At 70.5% G+C, this 17,205-nt stretch carries 11 protein-coding genes; 3 read left to right on the top strand and 8 right to left on the bottom strand.

The window, feature by feature from the left end:
- Positions 1–33: 33 nt before the first annotated feature.
- From ACIQ7D_RS13085 to ACIQ7D_RS13075, 3 genes are read right to left on the bottom strand one after another with little or no spacing between them, the layout of a single operon-like run.
- Positions 34–1,194 (bottom strand): Mrp/NBP35 family ATP-binding protein, encoded by a 1,161-nt coding sequence (locus ACIQ7D_RS13085; RefSeq protein WP_403936771.1) that lies wholly within the window; start codon positions 1,192–1,194, stop codon positions 34–36.
- Positions 1,195–1,236: 42 nt separating this feature from the next.
- Positions 1,237–1,857 carry a DUF1003 domain-containing protein gene (locus tag ACIQ7D_RS13080; protein WP_403936769.1) on the bottom strand — a complete coding sequence of 207 codons (621 nt, stop codon included), beginning with the start codon at positions 1,855–1,857 and terminating at the stop codon, positions 1,237–1,239.
- The gene (locus tag ACIQ7D_RS13075; RefSeq protein WP_403936767.1) at positions 1,847–3,169 is read right to left on the bottom strand and encodes a magnesium transporter MgtE N-terminal domain-containing protein; all 1,323 of its coding nucleotides are present in this window, start codon (positions 3,167–3,169) and stop codon (positions 1,847–1,849) included. Before ACIQ7D_RS13075 ends, ACIQ7D_RS13080 begins: the two co-directional genes overlap by 11 nt.
- A 187-nt stretch (positions 3,170–3,356) precedes the next feature.
- On the opposite strand from ACIQ7D_RS13075, the gene ACIQ7D_RS13070 reads away from it, so the two are divergent.
- Entirely contained in the window at positions 3,357–4,160 is an 804-nt protein-coding gene (locus tag ACIQ7D_RS13070; protein ID WP_403936766.1) for a hypothetical protein, read from the top strand.
- A gap of 60 nt (positions 4,161–4,220) precedes the next feature.
- Here the strand turns inward: ACIQ7D_RS13070 and ACIQ7D_RS13065 are convergent, their stop codons facing one another.
- The 4 genes from ACIQ7D_RS13065 to ACIQ7D_RS13050 all read right to left on the bottom strand — a co-directional run bounded on the left by ACIQ7D_RS13065 (position 4,221) and on the right by ACIQ7D_RS13050 (position 12,364).
- Positions 4,221–4,736, bottom strand: coding sequence for a hypothetical protein (locus ACIQ7D_RS13065; protein ID WP_403936765.1), 516 nt, complete (start codon positions 4,734–4,736; stop codon positions 4,221–4,223).
- Positions 4,737–4,816: 80 nt separating this feature from the next.
- A complete protein-coding gene (locus ACIQ7D_RS13060) occupies positions 4,817–5,356 on the bottom strand; it encodes a hypothetical protein (RefSeq protein ID WP_403936764.1) in 540 nt (179 codons plus the stop codon).
- Positions 5,357–5,403: 47 nt separating this feature from the next.
- Entirely contained in the window at positions 5,404–5,790 is a 387-nt protein-coding gene (locus ACIQ7D_RS13055; RefSeq protein WP_403936763.1) for a hypothetical protein, read from the bottom strand.
- A gap of 145 nt (positions 5,791–5,935) precedes the next feature.
- Positions 5,936–12,364: an RHS repeat-associated core domain-containing protein gene (locus ACIQ7D_RS13050; protein WP_403936762.1), complete on the bottom strand. Its 6,429-nt coding sequence runs from the start codon at positions 12,362–12,364 to the stop codon at positions 5,936–5,938.
- Positions 12,365–12,646: 282 nt separating this feature from the next.
- Here ACIQ7D_RS13050 and ACIQ7D_RS13045 point away from each other — a divergent pair, with 282 nt between their 5' ends.
- Positions 12,647–15,802: an FG-GAP-like repeat-containing protein gene (locus ACIQ7D_RS13045; RefSeq protein WP_403936761.1), complete on the top strand. Its 3,156-nt coding sequence runs from the start codon at positions 12,647–12,649 to the stop codon at positions 15,800–15,802.
- A 168-nt stretch (positions 15,803–15,970) separates the two neighbouring features.
- Here the strand turns inward: ACIQ7D_RS13045 and ACIQ7D_RS13040 are convergent, their stop codons facing one another.
- Positions 15,971–16,378: a winged helix-turn-helix transcriptional regulator gene (locus ACIQ7D_RS13040; protein WP_403936760.1), complete on the bottom strand. Its 408-nt coding sequence runs from the start codon at positions 16,376–16,378 to the stop codon at positions 15,971–15,973.
- A 149-nt stretch (positions 16,379–16,527) separates the two neighbouring features.
- On the opposite strand from ACIQ7D_RS13040, the gene ACIQ7D_RS13035 reads away from it, so the two are divergent.
- Positions 16,528–17,205: zinc-binding dehydrogenase (locus ACIQ7D_RS13035; RefSeq protein ID WP_403936759.1), on the top strand; the 678-nt coding region annotated here is incomplete at its 3' end.

The raw sequence follows: 17,205 nt of genomic DNA, 5'->3' as shown, positions 1-17,205 counted from the left end.
CCCTCCAGGGGGCCGTACGGCCCCCTGGGCGTCTCAGAACTTGTTGCGCGGTGTGATCCCCAGCGACATGCCCGACAGACCGCGCTGACGCCCGCCCAGCCTGCCCGCGATGGTGCGCAGCGCCGTCGCCGCCGGCGAGTCGGGGTCGGAGAGCACGATCGGCTTGCCCTCGTCGCCGCCCTCGCGCAGCCGTACGTCGATCGGGATCGCGCCCAGCACGGGCACCTCGGCGCCGGTCGTCCGCGTCAGCCCTTCCGCGACCAGCTTGCCGCCGCCGGTGCCGAAGACGTCGATCATCTCGTCGCAGTGCGGGCAGGGAAGGCCCGACATGTTCTCGACCACACCGACGATCTTCTGGTGGGTCTGCACGGCGATCGAACCGGCCCGCTCCGCGACCTCGGCCGCGGCCTGCTGCGGGGTGGTGACCACCAGGATCTCGGCGTTCGGCACGAGCTGCGCCACCGAGATCGCGATGTCGCCGGTCCCCGGCGGCAGGTCGAGCAGCAGCACGTCCAGGTCGCCCCAGTAGACGTCCGCCAGGAACTGCTGGAGCGCCCGGTGCAGCATCGGGCCGCGCCACACCACCGGCGTGTTGCCCGGGGTGAACATGCCGATCGAGATCACCTTCACCCCGTTCGCGGACGGCGGCATGATCATGTTCTCTACCTGGGTGGGCTTGCCGTCCGCGCCGAGCATCCGCGGCACGCTGTGCCCGTAGATGTCCGCGTCCACCACCCCGACCTTCAGCCCGTCGGCCGCCATCGCCGCCGCCAGGTTGACCGTCACCGAGGACTTGCCGACGCCGCCCTTGCCGGAGGCCACCGCGTACACCCGGGTCAGCGAGCCGGGCTTGGCGAAGGGCACCTCGCGCTCGGCGGCGCCGCCGCGCAGCGAGGCCGCCAGCTCGCGCCGCTGCTCGTCGCCCATCACGTCCAGCGTGACGTCGACGCGGGTGACGCCCTCGACCCGGGCGACCGCGTCCGTCACGTTCCGGGTGATCGTGTCGCGCATCGGGCAGCCGGACACTGTGAGATAGACCGTGACAGCCACCGCACCGTCCGCGGCGATCTCCACCGATTTGACCATCCCCAGATCGGTGATGGGCCGGTGGATCTCGGGGTCGTTCACCGTCGCCAGCGCTTCGCGCACCGCTTCTTCCGCGGGGACGGCGGTTCCGTACGTGTCGGTAGCCATACGGAGATGGTACGGCGATCCGCACGTCCGCCGACAAGTCCGTCAGCGGTCGGTCTCCGGCGGCCCCGCCGGCGGCTCGTCACCGGGCTCGGCCGGGGGGACGAGGCGGTGCTCCGCCATCTCCCGTACCAGGTCCTGGAGCTCCGAGCGGATCCAGTCGCGGGTCGCGACCTCGCCCAGACCGATGCGCAGCGCCGCGATCTCCCGCGTCAGGTACTCGGTGTCCGCGATCGACCGCTCGTTCTGCTTGCGCTCCTGCTCTTGGGTGACCCGGTCCCGGTCGTCCTGCCGGTTCTGGGCCAGCAGGATCAGCGGGGCCGCGTACGACGCCTGGAGCGACAGCATCAGCGTCAGGAAGATGAACGGGTACGGGTCGAAGCGCCACGGGGCGGGCGCGCAGACGTTCCACACCAGCCACACGATGATGACCAGCGTCATCCAGACGATGAAGCGGCCCGTCCCCAGGAAGCGCGCCACCCGCTCCGAGAGCCGCCCGAACGCCTCCGGGTCGTACTCGGGCAGCACCCTGCGCCGCTGCGACCTCGGCTGGTCGAGCCGGACCCGCCCGCCGCGCGTCAGCGCCGTCGACCCGGCCACGGCGCCGGCCTTCGGCCGGTCCCGGGGCCCGATGCCCTCGCTGCTGTCCCGCCGCTCAGGCGCCACGGTCCGCCTCCCCGCCGTGGAAGCCGGTCTCACGCCAGTCGTCCGGCAGGAGGTGGTCCAGGACGTCGTCGACCGTCACCGCGCCGAGCAGCGCCCCGCCGTCGTCCACGACCGGCGCCGAGACCATGTTGTACGCGGCGAGATGGCTGGTGATCGCGGGCAGCGGGGTGTCCGGCGCGAGCGGCGGCAGATCGCTGTCCACGATCGAACTGACCAGCGTGTACGGCGGGTCCCGCAGCAGCCGCTGGAAGTGCACCGTGCCCAGGTACCTGCCCGTGGGGGTCTCGTCGGGCGGCCGGCACACGTAGACCTGGGCCGCGAGCGCGGGGGAGAGGTCCTGCTGCCGTACCCGGGCCAGCGCGTCCGCGACCGTCGCGTCGGGGCGCAGCACGATCGGGTCGGTCGTCATCAGACCGCCCGCGGTGCGCTCCTCGTACGACATCAGGCGCCGTACGTCGGCCGCGTCGTCGGGGCGCATCAGGGTCAGCAGCCGCTCCTTGTCGGCCTCGGGCAGCTCGGAGAGCAGGTCGGCCGCGTCGTCCGGGTCCATCGCCTCCAGGACGTCGGCGGCGCGCTCCTCCTTGAGCTTGCCGAGGATCTCCACCTGGTCGTCCTCGGGCAGCTCCTCCAGGACGTCGGCGAGCCGGTCGTCGTCGAGCGCGGCGGCGACCTCGGCGCGCCGCTTCGGGGTGAGGTGGTGCAGCACATTGGCGAGGTCGACGGGGCGCAGCCGTTCGAAGGTGGCGACCAGGTTCTCCGCGCCCTGACCCTCCTCCTCCAGCGAGAAACCGCTGACGGCCGACCACTCGACGGTCAGGGTCTCGCCCGCCCGCCGCCCGCCACCGCTCTTCCAGGGAGCCGCGCGCCCCATCAGTTCCCGGCGCAGTGCGCCGCCCTTGCCCCCGCGCCGTACGAAGACCTTGTCGATCTCCCAGTCGCGGCGGGCCGGGAGCTGCGAGACGGAGATGTCGAGGACGGTGACCTCCTCGCCGTCCTCCACCAGCCGGACCCGGCGGTCGAGCAGTTCGCCGAGGATCAGGCGCTCGGTGGGGCGCTGCTCGAAGCGGCGTACGTTGAGCACCCCGGTGGTGATCACCTGGCCCGACTCGATCCCGGTGACCCGGGTGATCGGCAGGAAGATCCGGCGTCTGCTGAGGACCTCCACGACCAGGCCGAGCAGACGCGGCGGCCGGCCCGCGACACGCAGCACGGCGACCAGGTCGCGGACCCGGCCGACCTGGTCGCCGGTGGGGTCGAAGACCGGCACGCCGGCGAGGTGCGAGACGAAGACACGGGGGACGCCTGCCGCCATTTCCGAGCGCCTCCTTGTCCTTGATTGTCCTTCTATCCAGCGCGATTACGGGTTCAGGCTAGCCCGTACCGCTGCGGCACGCGCTGACGGATCCGTCCGTCGGGCCGCTCGTACCGCGCGCTGTCGGGGGGCGGGCCGGGGTGTGCGCGGCCCGGGTACGCTGCGGTCTGCCACCCCCCAGCAGCGTATGAGAGGCAGTGCGTCTGTGATCGTTCCCCTGTCGTCCGACCGCTCCCGCCGGGCCGCCCTTCCCGTGGCGCTCTGCCTGGGACTCACGGCGCTGCTCACGGCGTGCGGCGGCGAGACCGAGGATCCGGACAAGGGGACGAACGGGGTGGGCAAGCTCACCGCCGTCGAGATCGAGAGAAAGGCCAAGTCGGCGGCGGACTCGGCCGGCGCGGTCCATCTCTCCGGCGCGCTGGTCAGCGAGGGCGGGACGTACCGGCTCAATATGCGGCTGAAGGAGAACGGCGGTACCGGCTCCGTGACCTCGAAGAACAGCACCTTCCAGCTTCTGCGTATCGAGGACGAGCTGTATCTGAAGGCCGACGCCGGGTTCTGGAACCACGCCGACGACTCCAAGGGCGCGCCGAGCCCGGCGCCCGGCGGAGGCTCGGACGCGGAGGCCGCGGGCAAACTCAAGGACAAGTACGTGAAGGTCCCGCCGGACGACCCGTCGTACAAGCAGCTCAGCGGTTTCACGGACAAGAAGGTCCTCCTCGCCGGGATACTGACCCTCCACGGCACGCTGGACAAGGGTGACCGCGACCGTATCGGCGGGGTGCGGACCATCAAGATCAACGGCACCAAGGGCGCGGGCGGGACGCTGGACGTCTCCCTGGAGGGCACGCCGTACCCGCTGCAACTGCTGCGCGCGGGCGGCGCCGGGACGCTCTCCCTGACCGAGTGGGGCAAGGACTTCGACCTGACGGCCCCGACGAAGAGCCAGACGGTCGACTACGGCAGCAGGCTCCCGAAGACCGGCGACTAGTGCCCCTCCCGGCAAACATTGCCGGTCACGGCACCAGGGCCCTGTAGCCCCCTGCCCGGCTCAGCCGGCCGTCCTCTTCTTACGCCGCAGCAGCAGACGGCCGAGCGAGGCGGGCACCGGCTCGCGGGTCGTCGCCGGGGTCTCCAGGGGGACGGCGGCCAGCGAGCCCTGCGGCAGCTCGGTGATCGTCTCCGCGGGCACCAGTCGCACCACCCGGCACTCGCGCGCCCAGCGTTCCGTCATCGTTACGGCGTCCGGGGCGTTGAGCCGCTTGCCCTTCAGCTCGGCGACGGCGCTCTCCCACTCCGGCGAGTGCGGCGCCAGCTCGGCCACGACCGCCGTCCAGGCGATCAGCCGGCCGCCCTTGTCCTTGCTGCGTACGGTCACCTCGGCGGGCGCGCCGTCCACGAGCCCCGGCAGCGGCTGCTCCCCGGGCCCGTCCCCGACGATCAGCGCGGCGCCCTCGTGCCATACGTGCCAGAGCGCCCGGTCGGGCCCCGAGCCCCGCACCCACACGAGGGCGGACTTCTTGGTGGCCTCCTCGACGAGCGCCTGCCCGAGCTGTGGTTCTGTCATGCCCGCAGCCTATCGGCGGTGCCTCGCAGCGGCGTACGGCGCTGTCGTCAGGCCAGGCCGAAGAGCCGGCCACGGGTTCCTCACATCGGGACGATGCCCGACTGAGTGAGCACCAGGCAGACGAGCACCTGGGCCAGGAGGAGATCAGCGGGGATGAACTCCCACCGCTTCGTCGTCACTTCCGTGTCCCGGAAAGACGCGGGGGACGCTTCCCGGCTCGCGGCCCTGATCTCCGCGGCCGCCGTGACCGTGCGGCTTCTGCCGCGCCGGGCCGGCATCTCCTCCATCAGGGAGCCGCTGAAGGCGACGGCGGCGTGCCGCTGCTCACCGCGGGAGACGACGGTGAGTCCGCCGTCGGTCTCGACCATGCGGTACGCGCCCCAGGGGATCCAGGTGCGGCGCAGGAAATCGATGATGCGCAGTCCGCCGCAGTGAATCTCCACGCGCGCCCTGGCGAGGCGGAGCATCAGCCACGCGACGGCCAGTCCCACCGAGGACACCAGGAGCGTGTCGCCCAGCGGGTCGGAGGGCCGTGCGGCCGGCCAGACCGTCAGGGCCATGGCGAACATTCCGCAGCAGAGCAGCGCCATGAAGACGAAGGTGCCCGTTCTCCGCAGCACACGCGGCTTCGCGGTGTCCCCTCGCTCCGTTCCTTTCCGGGGCGGGCTCATCCCCCGGTGGCGATGAAGGAGAAGGCGATCCAGATGAGGACCGCGCAGATGAAGACCCAGACCGCCCACGTGGGCGGTTCGGCCTCTTTCCAGTCGACCTTCTCCCCGGCCGCCTGACGCCGGTAGAGCTCTTTTCTCTTGCCACTGGGGAAAGCCATCAGAACGGCCATCATCGCCAGTGCTCCGCCCAGGCTGAAGAGCAGGACATCGACTGATTCCCCCTTGGCGAGTCCGAGTCCTATTCCGCCGCCGAGCGGGATGAGCATCCACAGGAGTACCGACCGTTGTCCCCAGGTGGCGGTCAGCATGCTGTAGACCAGCGCGAAAAGGCCCATGCCGAGGATGAAGACGAGAAAGATGACGTCGCGCGAGATGTCGAGCATGGATATTCCCTTGAGGATGGATTTTCCCTTGAGGAGGGAGGTACGGACGACGCGGCACCGGGCACCGCTGCCGCGCTGACGGGAACGGACGGTGGTACCGCCCGGCCGGGGAGGAACGTCGGCTCCTCCCCGGCCGGGCGTCGGGTCAGCGTGCCATAACCTTCTGGGCGTCGTCATGGAGGCCGATCAGGCCCCCGGTGTTGGCGGCGGCCGTGTGCAGTCCGATCGACGCCACGCCCACCCCCTTTTCGAGTTTGCCGCCCGACTGCATCAACTTGCCGCCCACGCCCGCGAGTCCGTCCGTGAGCGCGACCCGGGAACCTCGCGCGACGGCGCCGGACCCCCGGATGAGCTTGGCCGCGGAACCGGCCCCGCCCAGCATGACGGCCGCGGCCGTACCGGCGAGTTGGCTGACGGCGGCGGATTTGTCACCGTCGGCCGCGTAGGCCCCGGCCGAGGCGAGACCGGTGACGGCGGAGATCGCGCCGAGGGCGCCCGCCGCCGGTTGCAGGAAGGGCACCATGGCCGCGACTCCGGCCAATGTCCCGGTGATGGTACTGGCATGGCCCAGTACCTTGGCCACTCTGTGGAGCGTGACCTGCTTGGAAGCGGCCTTCACCCCCGAAGCCGTGGCTCTCGCCGCCTTCTTGGTGACGGAAGCGACCTTGCTGCTCGCTCTCTTGACCGCCGATTTGGTCGCCCGGTAGGTCTTTTTCGCCGCTCGGTAGGTCTTCTTGGCGTATTTCTTGACCGTTGCGGTGGCGCGTTTCACGTATTTCTTCGTGACCCGAGCGACCTTTTTGACCGCCTTCTTTACGGCCCTGGTGGCCTTCTTCACCACCTTCTTGACCTTTTTGACCACCTTTTTGACGGCCTTCTTGACCTTCTTGGCGGCCTTCTTCACAGCCTTCTTGACGGTCTTGGTGACCTTCTTGGCCGCCTTCTTGACCGCTTTCTTGATCTTGCCCCAGAAGAGTCCGTCGGGATCGGAGAAACTGACCGGACTGTTGTTGGCGTAGGCGTACGCGTTCATGCGCTGCGATTCGCCGAGGTCGCTCATCGGGTCGACGCTCAGGAACCGGCCGAGCCGTGGATCGTAGGAGCGGGCCCCTAGTTGGGTCAGTCCGGTACTGTCCGTCGTTCCGCCGACGAAGCCCTGGTCACCGCCTGGCCAGAGCGCCGGTGACGCGCCGGGCGAGCCCCGCTCCTCGCCGAACGGGGCGAGGGCGCGGTGCCGTACGTCCTGCGTGGTCGCGTCGATCGCCGTCGATGCCGTGCCGTGATGGTCGTCGAAGAGGAACTGGATCGCGCCGTCGGTCCGCGCGGCCACCGTCTCGCCGTCGAAGTCGTAGTAGCGCGTTCCCGCCTTCTGACCGTCGGCGCGCAGCAGCAGCTCGTTGCCGCCCGGCAGATAGAGCGTCGTCCCGGTGAGGTCCTTCCTCAGCAGCCGGCCGCCGTCGGCGTCGTAGGTGTACTCGACGGTGACCCGCCCCGGCTCCTCGACCTTCGCGAGTTGGTTCTCCGCGTCCCAGACCAGCGTCTGGTCCCGGCCGTCCGTCTTCCGCGAGGTCGTGTTGCCCGCGGCGTCGTAGCCGAAGGTGTCCGTGCCCGTCGTGGCGCCGTCGCGTTCGGTGCTCACCGAGGTCACCGCGGCCGGCTTGACCCCGTCCGGCTTCCCGTACTCGTACGTACGGACCGAGTCCAGCGCGCTGTTGCCCGCCGCGCCGTCCGTGCCCACGTCGTGCCGGACCTCCTTGGTCCGGTTGCCCAGCGCGTCATAGCTGTACGTCAGCCAGTACGGCTTGGGCCCGCCGACGTTCGACGGGGTCGGCGCCGCGTCGCAGGAGTCCTCCGCCGTCCACGCCTGGGTGAGCCGCTGGAGCGCGTCGCTGGTGAAGCACTGCGTATCCGTCTGCTTCGTCGCGTCCTGGCCGGTCACCGTGGTGATCCGGGTGACGTTGCCCGCCAGGTCGTAGGCGTACGAGGTGTCGTCCACCCGGGTCGGTGCCGCGGTGCGGTCCGTGGTGGTCCGCAGCAGTTCCCCGGTGTGCTCGTCGTACACGGTGGACCGGTAGAGGCGCCGCGCCGCGTCGTTGTACTCGGTCCGCACCGGCCGCCCGAAGGCGTCGTACGTGGACGAGTTGACCAGTGTCCTGCCGCCGGCCGTCAGGCCCTGCGCCTGGTCGTCCGCGCCGTACCGGGTGACCACGCGCTCGGCCGGAAGATTGCCGAGCGCCGGTTGGTTGAGGGCCGTCGGCAGACCGGTCAGCTCGTCGTAGGCGTATCCCACGGAGTAGGTGCCGGCGAGGGCGCCCTCCGATTCGGGGATGGTCACCTCGACCTTGGTGGGCAGATAGTCGTCCGTGTATCCGGTGATCTTCTGTACGTAGGCGTTGCCGTCCACGTACCGCCGAGACTCGGCGATCTCACCCTTGGCGACCGTGTCGTACTTCCACTCGGAGAGGGCCTTCTCGCCCTGGTTCAGCGAGGTCCTGCGGCCCAGCTCGTCATAGGCGACCGTCAGCTTCACGCCGCGGCCGTCCGTCGTGGAGACGGGTCGGTCGAGCGAGTCGTACGAGGTGAGGAGCGTGCCGCTGTCCGGGTCGTCCGCGCGGATCTCCCGCCCCCGTCCGTCGTAGCCGAACTTCCGTACGTTGCCCTCCGGGTCGGTGACCGTCTCCAGCAGGCCACGTGTGTCGTAGGTGTACTTGAGGGACTGCGAGGCGGTTCTGGCCTCGTTGGTGTACTCCAGCACCTCCACGGCTCGGTCCTGCGCGTCCGTGACCGTGGTGCTCGCCATGCCGCCCTTCGGCGGGATCAGCGTGGTGTGGTTGCCGTCGTAGACCGTTTTCGTCCGGCGCGTCTCCGTGCCGTACTTCATCGCGATGGTCTCGGTGGGCCGGCCGGCGCCGTCGAAGACCGTACGGACGACCGCCGGTGCCTTGGTGTCGTCACCGGCGGCGAGCTTCGGCTCGGGGGAGCCGGTGGTGTAGTAGTCGTCGAACGACTTCCACTCCTGTCCCCGTGAGTCGTACAGGGTCTCGGTCAGTACCCGGCCCGTGCCGGTGAGCGAGGGGGCCTGGGTCTGGCGCTCGCGCAGCAGACCGTCGTAGATCTCGTAGCTCGTCTCGCTCGAACCGTCCCCGCGCAGCTCACGTGTGGTGACGACGGGGGTGTCGGTCCGGGAGATGCGGTACGCGTACGAGGCGTTGGGGTGGTCCGGGAACTTGGCCTTGGTACGGCCGGGTTCCCAGACGCCGGTCAGCCGGCCCAGCGCGTCGTACCCCAGCTCGGTGCGCTTGCCGTTGGCGTCGACCTCGGCGACGGGCACCCCGCGCTGAGGGTCGATCTCCGTGGTCAGTGTGTGGCCGAGCGGGTTGGTGGTGACCATGCTGGTCGGCATGCCGGTGGCCGGCACGTACTCCGAGCGCATGGCGCGGTTCTGCGAGTCCGTCACCTTGACCGGGCGGCCGTAGCCGTCGTACGAGGTCTGCGCGGCGGTGAAGAACCCCGTACCCTCCGCGTTGTTCTCGTCCTCACGCGTCGTGTTGCCACGCGTCGGCGCCGCGCCCAGGGTGGTGGAGTCGTCGTAGAAGCTGCGGTTCTCCGAGATCAGCTCGCCCGGCGCGGCGCAGGTGCCCGTGGTGACCTTCTCGGTGGCCTCCAGCTCCAGGATGTTGGCCGCCGTGTTCCGGGCGTAGGTGGTGGTGTCACAGGTCTCGTCGCCGGTCTTCGCCGTGTCGCCGTGGTCGGTCTCCGTGGCGACCATGCCGTACGCGTCGAAGGTCCGCTCGGTCTTCGTGCGCTGCCAGCCGCCGCCCTTGGCGGGGGAGCGCGTGGTCTCCTCCTGGACGTCGGTCATCCCGGCGGTCAGGGCCGGCAGTCCGGGCCTGGCGCGGGTGGCCGTGAAGCCCTTGTGCCAGGGGGTGGAGGTCTCCTCGGAGATCACCTCGGTGCCGTTGTAGACGATCTCGGCACGTTCCATGGCCTGGAAGGCGGGCTGGTCGGTGACCTCCTTGCCCTCGAAGTCGGCGACCTTGGCGCCCTCGATCCCGCGGAAGTAGCGCGTACGGCTGTCCAGCTTCGGGCCGTCGACGCCGTTGCCGTTCTGGGTGCGCACCTCGGCGTAGCCGCGGTAGTCGCTGTACGTGCGGTGCTCGGCCTTGGTGAACTCGTCCTCGCTCTTGGCCCAGGCCGCGCCGCCCACGTACGTGTAGTCGGTCTGCTCGGTGGGCGAGCCGCCGACCAGGTCGTTCTCCAGCACACGGGTGACGACGTACTTGTGGAACCAGTCCTTCACCGGCTTGTAGTCGGCGGCGGGGGAGTCCGCGGACGACCAGTACACCGGGTAGCAGCGCCGGTTGTTGGACGTCTCCGAGGGCAGGTTTCCGGGCGCGCAGTCGGCGTCCGCGTACGTGACGCCGATGGAGCCGCCGGTCTCCGTGTCGATCTGGTTGACGCGGTAGCGGACCAGCGCGGGGATGCCGTCGCCGGTGGTGTCCACGCGGTTGGGGAGCTGCCAGCCCTTGAAGGTGACCTCGGGCAGGGCGACCGGCGCGTCACCGGTGTGGCCGGTACGGGTGATGCCCGCCAGCCAGAGGGAGGCCGGGGAGCCGTCGCCGGGGTCGGGCAGTTCGTGACGCAGCTCCCAGGAGTCGACCGGCTGGTAGGAGGAGCCCGTCAGCGCCGAGGTGGTGATCTTCGTCAGCCGCTTGCTGGTCCAGAAGGTCGGCGCGATCCGGTTCTTGCAGTCCTCGCCCGCCTTGCACTCCTGGTCGACCGGGACGTCGGGCCAGCGCTTGGCGTTGGCCGTGGTCATCTTGGCCGGGGCGCAGTCGAAGGAGGCGTCGGGCAGGCAGCGCTCGGCGACCGTGAAGTCCACCTTGGCGCTCGCCGCGTTGGTCCCGTACAGGTTGTCGGACCGCAGTCCGTACTCGATACGGGAGAGGTAGCCGCCCCGGACGTACTCGGTCGGGGTGCCGAGGCCGGTGGTCGCCGAGACGTTACGGCCGTACCGGTTCTTCTCCTGGGTGTAGTGGTACGTGGTGGCGTTGGCGTTGGTGTCCACCACGTAGTCGAGGTTCCACCGCCACGCCTGCTGGCAGTGCGCGTCGGCGAAGGCGGCCTTGTAGCAGGGCTCGCCGCTCTGGTTGCCGTACACCGGCACGGTCCAGGCGGAGTTGGTCTCCGCCTTCCCGGACGACCAGCCGGGCAGCCGGTTGTAGCCGAAGTAGTACTGCGTGCCGTCGGTGGTGGTGATCCGCCAGTGCTCGCCGTCGTTGTCGCCGTTGCCGCGCGGGGAGGGGGCGTCGGCGTCGGTCAGCCGCTCGACCTTGGTGCCGTCGTCGTCCTTGAGCTTCCACTCACCGCGGGCGTCGTCCCTGACCAGTTCGTGGGACTGGCCGTCGAGCGACATGGTGGCGTTCCAGGTGGACCAGCACAGGTCGCCGTTCTTGGCCTTGTTGGTGCCGCCCGTCATGTCCTCGTTGCACGACACGTAGCGGCGTTCGATGTAGTTCTCGGTGAGCGACCAGCCGTCACCGACCTCGTTGGCCTGGTTGTTGGTGGCCGCCGTACGGCCGTCCAGCGACTGGGAGGAGTAGCTCAGGGCCAGTTCGGGATCCATACCGCCGGGGGACTCCGGGGTCTGGATCTCGTATCCCCAGCCGAAGCCGCCCGAGGAGTCGCCGGCCGTCCAGTTGCCCGACGGGCTCAGCGGCGTGGCCTTGTAGTCGCCGCCCGTGCCGGAGGGCCCCGCGGTCGCCGCGAGCAGGGTCACACCGGGGGCGGCGGCGAGGCCGGTGGCCGAGCGGGCGCTCTTCGGCGCGGCCGTCACGGGCGGCCGCGCGGTGGCGCCGTCCGCCCGGTCCGTCGCGTCGACCGGGACGTCCGCGGTCAGCGTCCGGTCGCCCGTGTCGTTGTCGGTGTCGAGCGGGGCGGGCGCGCCGCACTCCTTCGCGCCCGGTGACTCCAGGGCGCAGGAGGGCAGTTGGACGAGGGAGAGCCGGGAGGCCCAGCCGGCGCCGAAGGCGTGCTCGAAGCGGGAGTAGTCGAGGGAGAGCCTGACCTTCGCGTCGCTGCCGCCGTCGGCGGCGCGCACGGCGAGGACGACGCCCTCGACGCCCAGCTTCTCGGTGGTCCTCCGGTCGAGTATCTGGACCCGCGCGGAGGCGGGCGCCTTGCCGCGCGCACCGGCCGGGGTCTTCCCGGCGGCGGCCCCGAGCCGTACGGGCAGTGTGCCCGCGCGCTCCACCGCGCCCCGGGCGGCGAGGAGTTCGACCTTCGCGGTACCGGGCGCCGGCCAGCTCACGCCGGGTGCGGACCTCAGCGCGTCGAGGGCGGCGTCGTCCTTGCCGCCGGCGCGCTTCCGGTCGACCGGGGAGACCGGTACGGGCTTGGTGTCGGCCGGCTTCGGCAGGGCGAGAGAGCCGACCGCGAAGGCGGTCTCGGCGCTCAGGAAACCCCCGAGGAGCAGGGACGCGGTGATGACGGACGTGGTTTTCGTCCACCTTCTTCGACGTGTTGGTCTCGATCTGTGCCGGCTGTGCACGGCACGGCTCGAAGGGTCGTTCACGGAAGCCCCCTAGTGGTGATGTTGATAACCGCGTGTGGAGAATACGTGCCTAAGAGCTACGTAAAGCACAGCTAAAGGGGGCATATCTGATCGCTTCTGTTCTGATTTGCACAAGCGGAATGTCGGTATTGCCGTAAGATGCCCGACTAATTCATCACTGGGGTGCGCTTTACTCTCCTTTCGTTCGTCATCACCGTTCATTCACAAAGGCTGTTGGGCCCCCCCGGTCACCGCTCCGCGAGACGCGTACGGAGACCGCCGGGGCTTCGGGGAGGAAACGTCTTGTCACTTCAACCACGGCTGCGCAGACGCCGGGCGCGATGGCGCCCGCTGATCGCCGCCGCCGTCGCCACCGGCCTGGCCGGCGCCGTCATACCGCTCGCCGCCGTACCTGCCACGGCCGCCGGCGGCTCCGCCGCCGACAGGCCGGCCGGGCAGAGCACGCCGGCCGAGCGCGCCCTCAAGAAGGCGGCCGCGACCGGGGAACAGGTCGAAGTGGTCGCGGAGCGCGGTGAGTTCTCCACCACGTACGCCAATCCCTCGGGCTCCTTCACCCAGGAGACCCATATCGTCCCGATCCGGGTCCGCCAGAACGGCCGCCTGGTGACGGCCGATCCGACGCTGGTGCGGCACGCCGACGGCACGGTACGGCCGCGCGCCACCTCCGTCGGACTGGAGTTCTCCGGCGGCGGCGACGCGGTGATGGCCACCATCGGGCAGCACGGGCGCACCATGTCGCTGGACTGGCAGGGCACGCTCCCCAGGCCCGAACTCGACGGTGACACCGCGACGTACCCCGAGGTGCTTCCCGGTGTCGACCTGAAGCTGCGCGCCGGTGTCGTCGGCTTCCAGCAGGTCCTGGTCGTCAAGGACCGGGAGGCCGCCGCCGATCCCCGGCTGGAGCGGCTGACCTTCCCGATGGAGACCGACGGGGTACGGGCCCGTACCGACGCGGCGGGCAACCTCACCGCCGTCGACCCGGCGGGGCAGAACGTCTTCGCCGCGCCGACCCCGGTCATGTGGGACAGCTCCGGGGTCGCCACGGGGCAGGAGCCCAAGGGTGCGGCCTCGCTCGGCGCGGCGCTCGCGGCCACCGGCTCCACCGCCGCCACCGGATCCGCCGGATCCGCCGGATCCGCCGCCAAGCGGACCGCCCAGCAGGCCCCGGCCATCGAGGAGGAAGGTTTCGCCCCGGCGGCCGGCGCCAAGGAGAGCGCCGTACCCGCCGTCGTCGAGGGCGGCGCCCTCAAGCTGACGCCCGACCAGGGGCTGTTCAGCGCGCCCGACACGGTCTTCCCGGTCCACATCGACCCGTACGTCTCCGGCGGGCGGAACAACTGGACCTCGGTCGCGAAGAGTTACCCGACCACCAGCTACTGGAACAAGTCGGACAACGTCGCGCGGGTCGGCCATGAGGACGAGACCGGCGGCACCTGGTTCTCGTACTTCACGATGGACACCCGCAACCTCTCCGGCAAGTCGATCGTGAACTCCACGTTCCGGATCAAGAACACCCACTCCTGGTCCTGCACCAAGAAGCCGGTGTACCTGTACGCCTCCAACCCCATCAGCTCCGCCACCACCTGGGCCAAGCAGCCCACGCTCGGCGCGCTGCTCGCCACCGTGACCGACGCCAAGGGCTGGGGCAGCGGCTGCCCGGCGGGCAACCTGGAGTTCGGCGTCAAGGGCAACGCCGTGAAGGCGGCGGCCTCCAACTGGCCGACGATGACGCTCAGCCTCCAGGCCAGCACGACGGACACCAACGGCTGGAAGAAGTTCGACGCCGCCACCGCCGTCCTGAGCACCGAGTACAACACGCCGCCGGCGGTGCCGTCCGCGCTCGACACCGTTCCCAGCACCAAGAACGCGGCCGGCTGCGGCAACACCGCGCCGTACGGTCTGATCGGCGACACCGACGTCCAGCTCACGGCGAAGGGCACCGACCCGGACGGCGGGACGGTCCAGATGAAGTTCCACCTCTGGGCGACCGGCCACCACCCCAGCGCCGATCCCAAGGGCGTCCTGATCGTCAACCAGACGGTCGCCATCACCTCGGGCTCCGTCGCCCGGGTCACCATCCCCAAGGCCACCCTGAAGGCCCATGTCTCCACGGCCGACGGGAACTTCTCCTGGAAGGTGCAGGCCGGTGACACCTCGCTGACCAGCGACTGGAACCCGACGGAGGGCGCCCCCGGCTGCCGCTTCGTCTATCTGCCCGACCGTCCCAGCACCCCGCCGAGCGTGACCTCCCAGCAGTTCCCGGACGGCACCGCCGGCTGGCCCGTCGACACCGGCACGGTCCGCGCCCCGGGCACCTTCACCGTCGGCCCCGGCGCCGCCACCGACATCGCCTCGTACGAGTTCTGGTCGACGATCGACCCGGCGATCACGACCCGCGCGCCCGGCGCCCTCGGCGGCAGCGTCACCATCGAGCTCACGCCCACCAAGGCGGGCGCGCACCAGCTCTACGTACGCAGCCTCGACCGCGCGGGCAACCGCTCCGACACCCGCGCCTACCTCTTCTACGCCAACGGCGCCAAGGTCGCCGACAAGGCGGGCGACCTCAACGGCGACGGCCACCCCGACCTGTGGGCGGTCGACGCCGCCGGAACCCTCCAGCGCTACTTCGGCGACGGCACCGGCAAGGCCGTGAAGGCCGACCGCGCCGCCTCCCCGGCGGGCCGTTACGCCGCGACGAAGACGACGCGGCGCGGCGACTGGACCGACGACGGCTACGAGGACCTGATCACCCTGGCCGGCGACGCGGCCGTGGGCCGCGACCGTCTCTGGGTCCACCCCAACGACGGCTCGGGCGCCGCCGACGAGACGGACAAGCGCGAACTGCGGGTCTGGGAGGCCGAGAACGACCACTGGCAGGGCGCCGACCAGATCCTGGCGATCGGTGACGTCGACGGACCGCTCGACCTCGACGGCGACGGCGTCATCGGCCCCGACGACCGCCCCGGCTACCCGGACCTGCTGGTCAAGCAGGGCGACCAGCTCTGGCTCTACTTCGGCTCACCGTCCGGCTACCTCGACGACTACGTCTACTACCTGGACGACTTCATCGACCAGCCGCCGGTCCTGATCGGCGACGGAAGCTGGTCCAACTACGACCTCGCCGCCCCCGGCGACACGGCCGGCGACGGCCGCGTCGACCTGGTCGCCCGCAAGAAGGACACGGGCGAACTGTTCCTGTACGCGGGCACGGGCCCGAACGGCGAGGGCCTGGGCTCCGGCCCCCAGCGCACGGCCATAGGCACCGGCTGGACCCCCGCCAACCGCCCCCTGCTCACCGCGGTCCCGAACGTCGCGGGCGACGGCAAGCCGGCGGTCTGGTCCACGAACGCGGCGGGTGACCTGCTGTTCTACCCGGACATCAAGGGCAGTGGGGTGACGGTCGGCACCGGGATGCCGGGCTTCCGCGCGCTGAACTGACGGGTTTCTCATAGCGGTACGTGTGCCCCGGAGGTGGCTGCCTCCGGGGCACACGTGTGTCGAAGTCTGGTGGTCCGGTTCCCCTCTTGGCCTTGTTGGCGGGGATGGGGTGGTGAGCCGGAGGTCGTTCGCCGCGTGCTCGGAGTCGTCGGCGCTGAGCTGGAGGTGTCAAAGGTCAGGTGTGATGTGTGACGGACGCGGGGGCGGGGTATCGGCGCGGGCGTCGTACGCCGCACGGGCGTCGTCGATGTGCGCCAGGTGCTCGGTGGTCCACTTCAGGAGGGGTGCGGCGGCTTCGTAGAGCGTTGTGCCCATCGGGGTGAGCGCGTAGGTGACGTGAGGCGGCATGACGTTGTGGACGGTGCGGGTCACGATGCCGTCCCGCTCCAGGCTCCGCAGGGTCACCGTGAGCATGCGCTGGCTGATCCCGTCGACGGCTCGCTTGAGTTCGGTGAAACGGCGCGGCCCCTGATCGAGGCGGCACACGACCAGGAGCGACCACTTGTCCCCGACCATGCCGAGGACGACGCGGGCCCTGCCCGCGTCCTGCTGCGACTGGCTACCCGTCGAGGGCATCCGTTACCTCCAGGGAACCGAGACACCGGAAAGTGCCTTATTGCTCAGGGTGCGGCTGGTGCACCACGATGGTCGCGGTTCTCAAAGAGTACCGAGTTGCGAAAAGTAACTGCGTCCTGCCAGCCTGTTGTCCTGTTCCAGGAGCCTCCATGCGTGCTATCCACATCACCAGCCTCAAGGGCCCCACCGCGATAGAGGTCGCCGAAGTCGATGAACCGACGGTCGGTGCCGAGTCGGTCGTCATCGACGTGCACGTTGCCGGCGTGACGTTCCCGGAGGTTCTGCGGAGCCGCGGTGAGTATCACCTGCAGCGGACGCTGCCCTTCATCCCGGGCACCGAAGTCGCCGGGATCGTCCGGTCCGCGCCCTTGGACAGCGGCCTGACGGCCGGGCAGCGGGTCGCGGCCTTCCCCGGGGTCGGCGGATACGCCGAGACGGTGGCCGCACCGCCGACGGCGGTCTTCCCGCTCCCCGACAACGTGTCCTTCCACGCCGGCGCGGCCTTGCCCATGAACTATCTGACCATGCACTTCGGCCTGGTACGCCGGGCGCGGCTGAAGCCGGGCGACACGGTGTTGGTGCACGGGGCCGCCGGCGGGGTCGGCACCGCTGCTGTGCAGTTGGCCGCCGCGCTGGACGCCAGGGTGATCGCGGTCGTGTCCGAACCAGGCAAGGCCGATACGGCGAAGGCCGCCGGCGCCGACGAGGTCGTCCTGGCCGACGCCTTCGAGGACACGGTGCGGGAACTGACCGGTGATTGCGGCGTTGACATCGTCGTGGGGGCGGGGGGGGGCGCGCCCGGCGCGCGGGGGCGGGCCGCCCCGCCC

It is taken from the genome of Streptomyces sp. NPDC096310, from assembly GCF_044763125.1.
Classification (GTDB): Bacteria; Actinomycetota; Actinomycetes; order Streptomycetales; family Streptomycetaceae; genus Streptomyces.
Note: the sequence above shows the minus strand (reverse complement) of the source record. Positions and strands in the feature narration are given on the sequence as shown.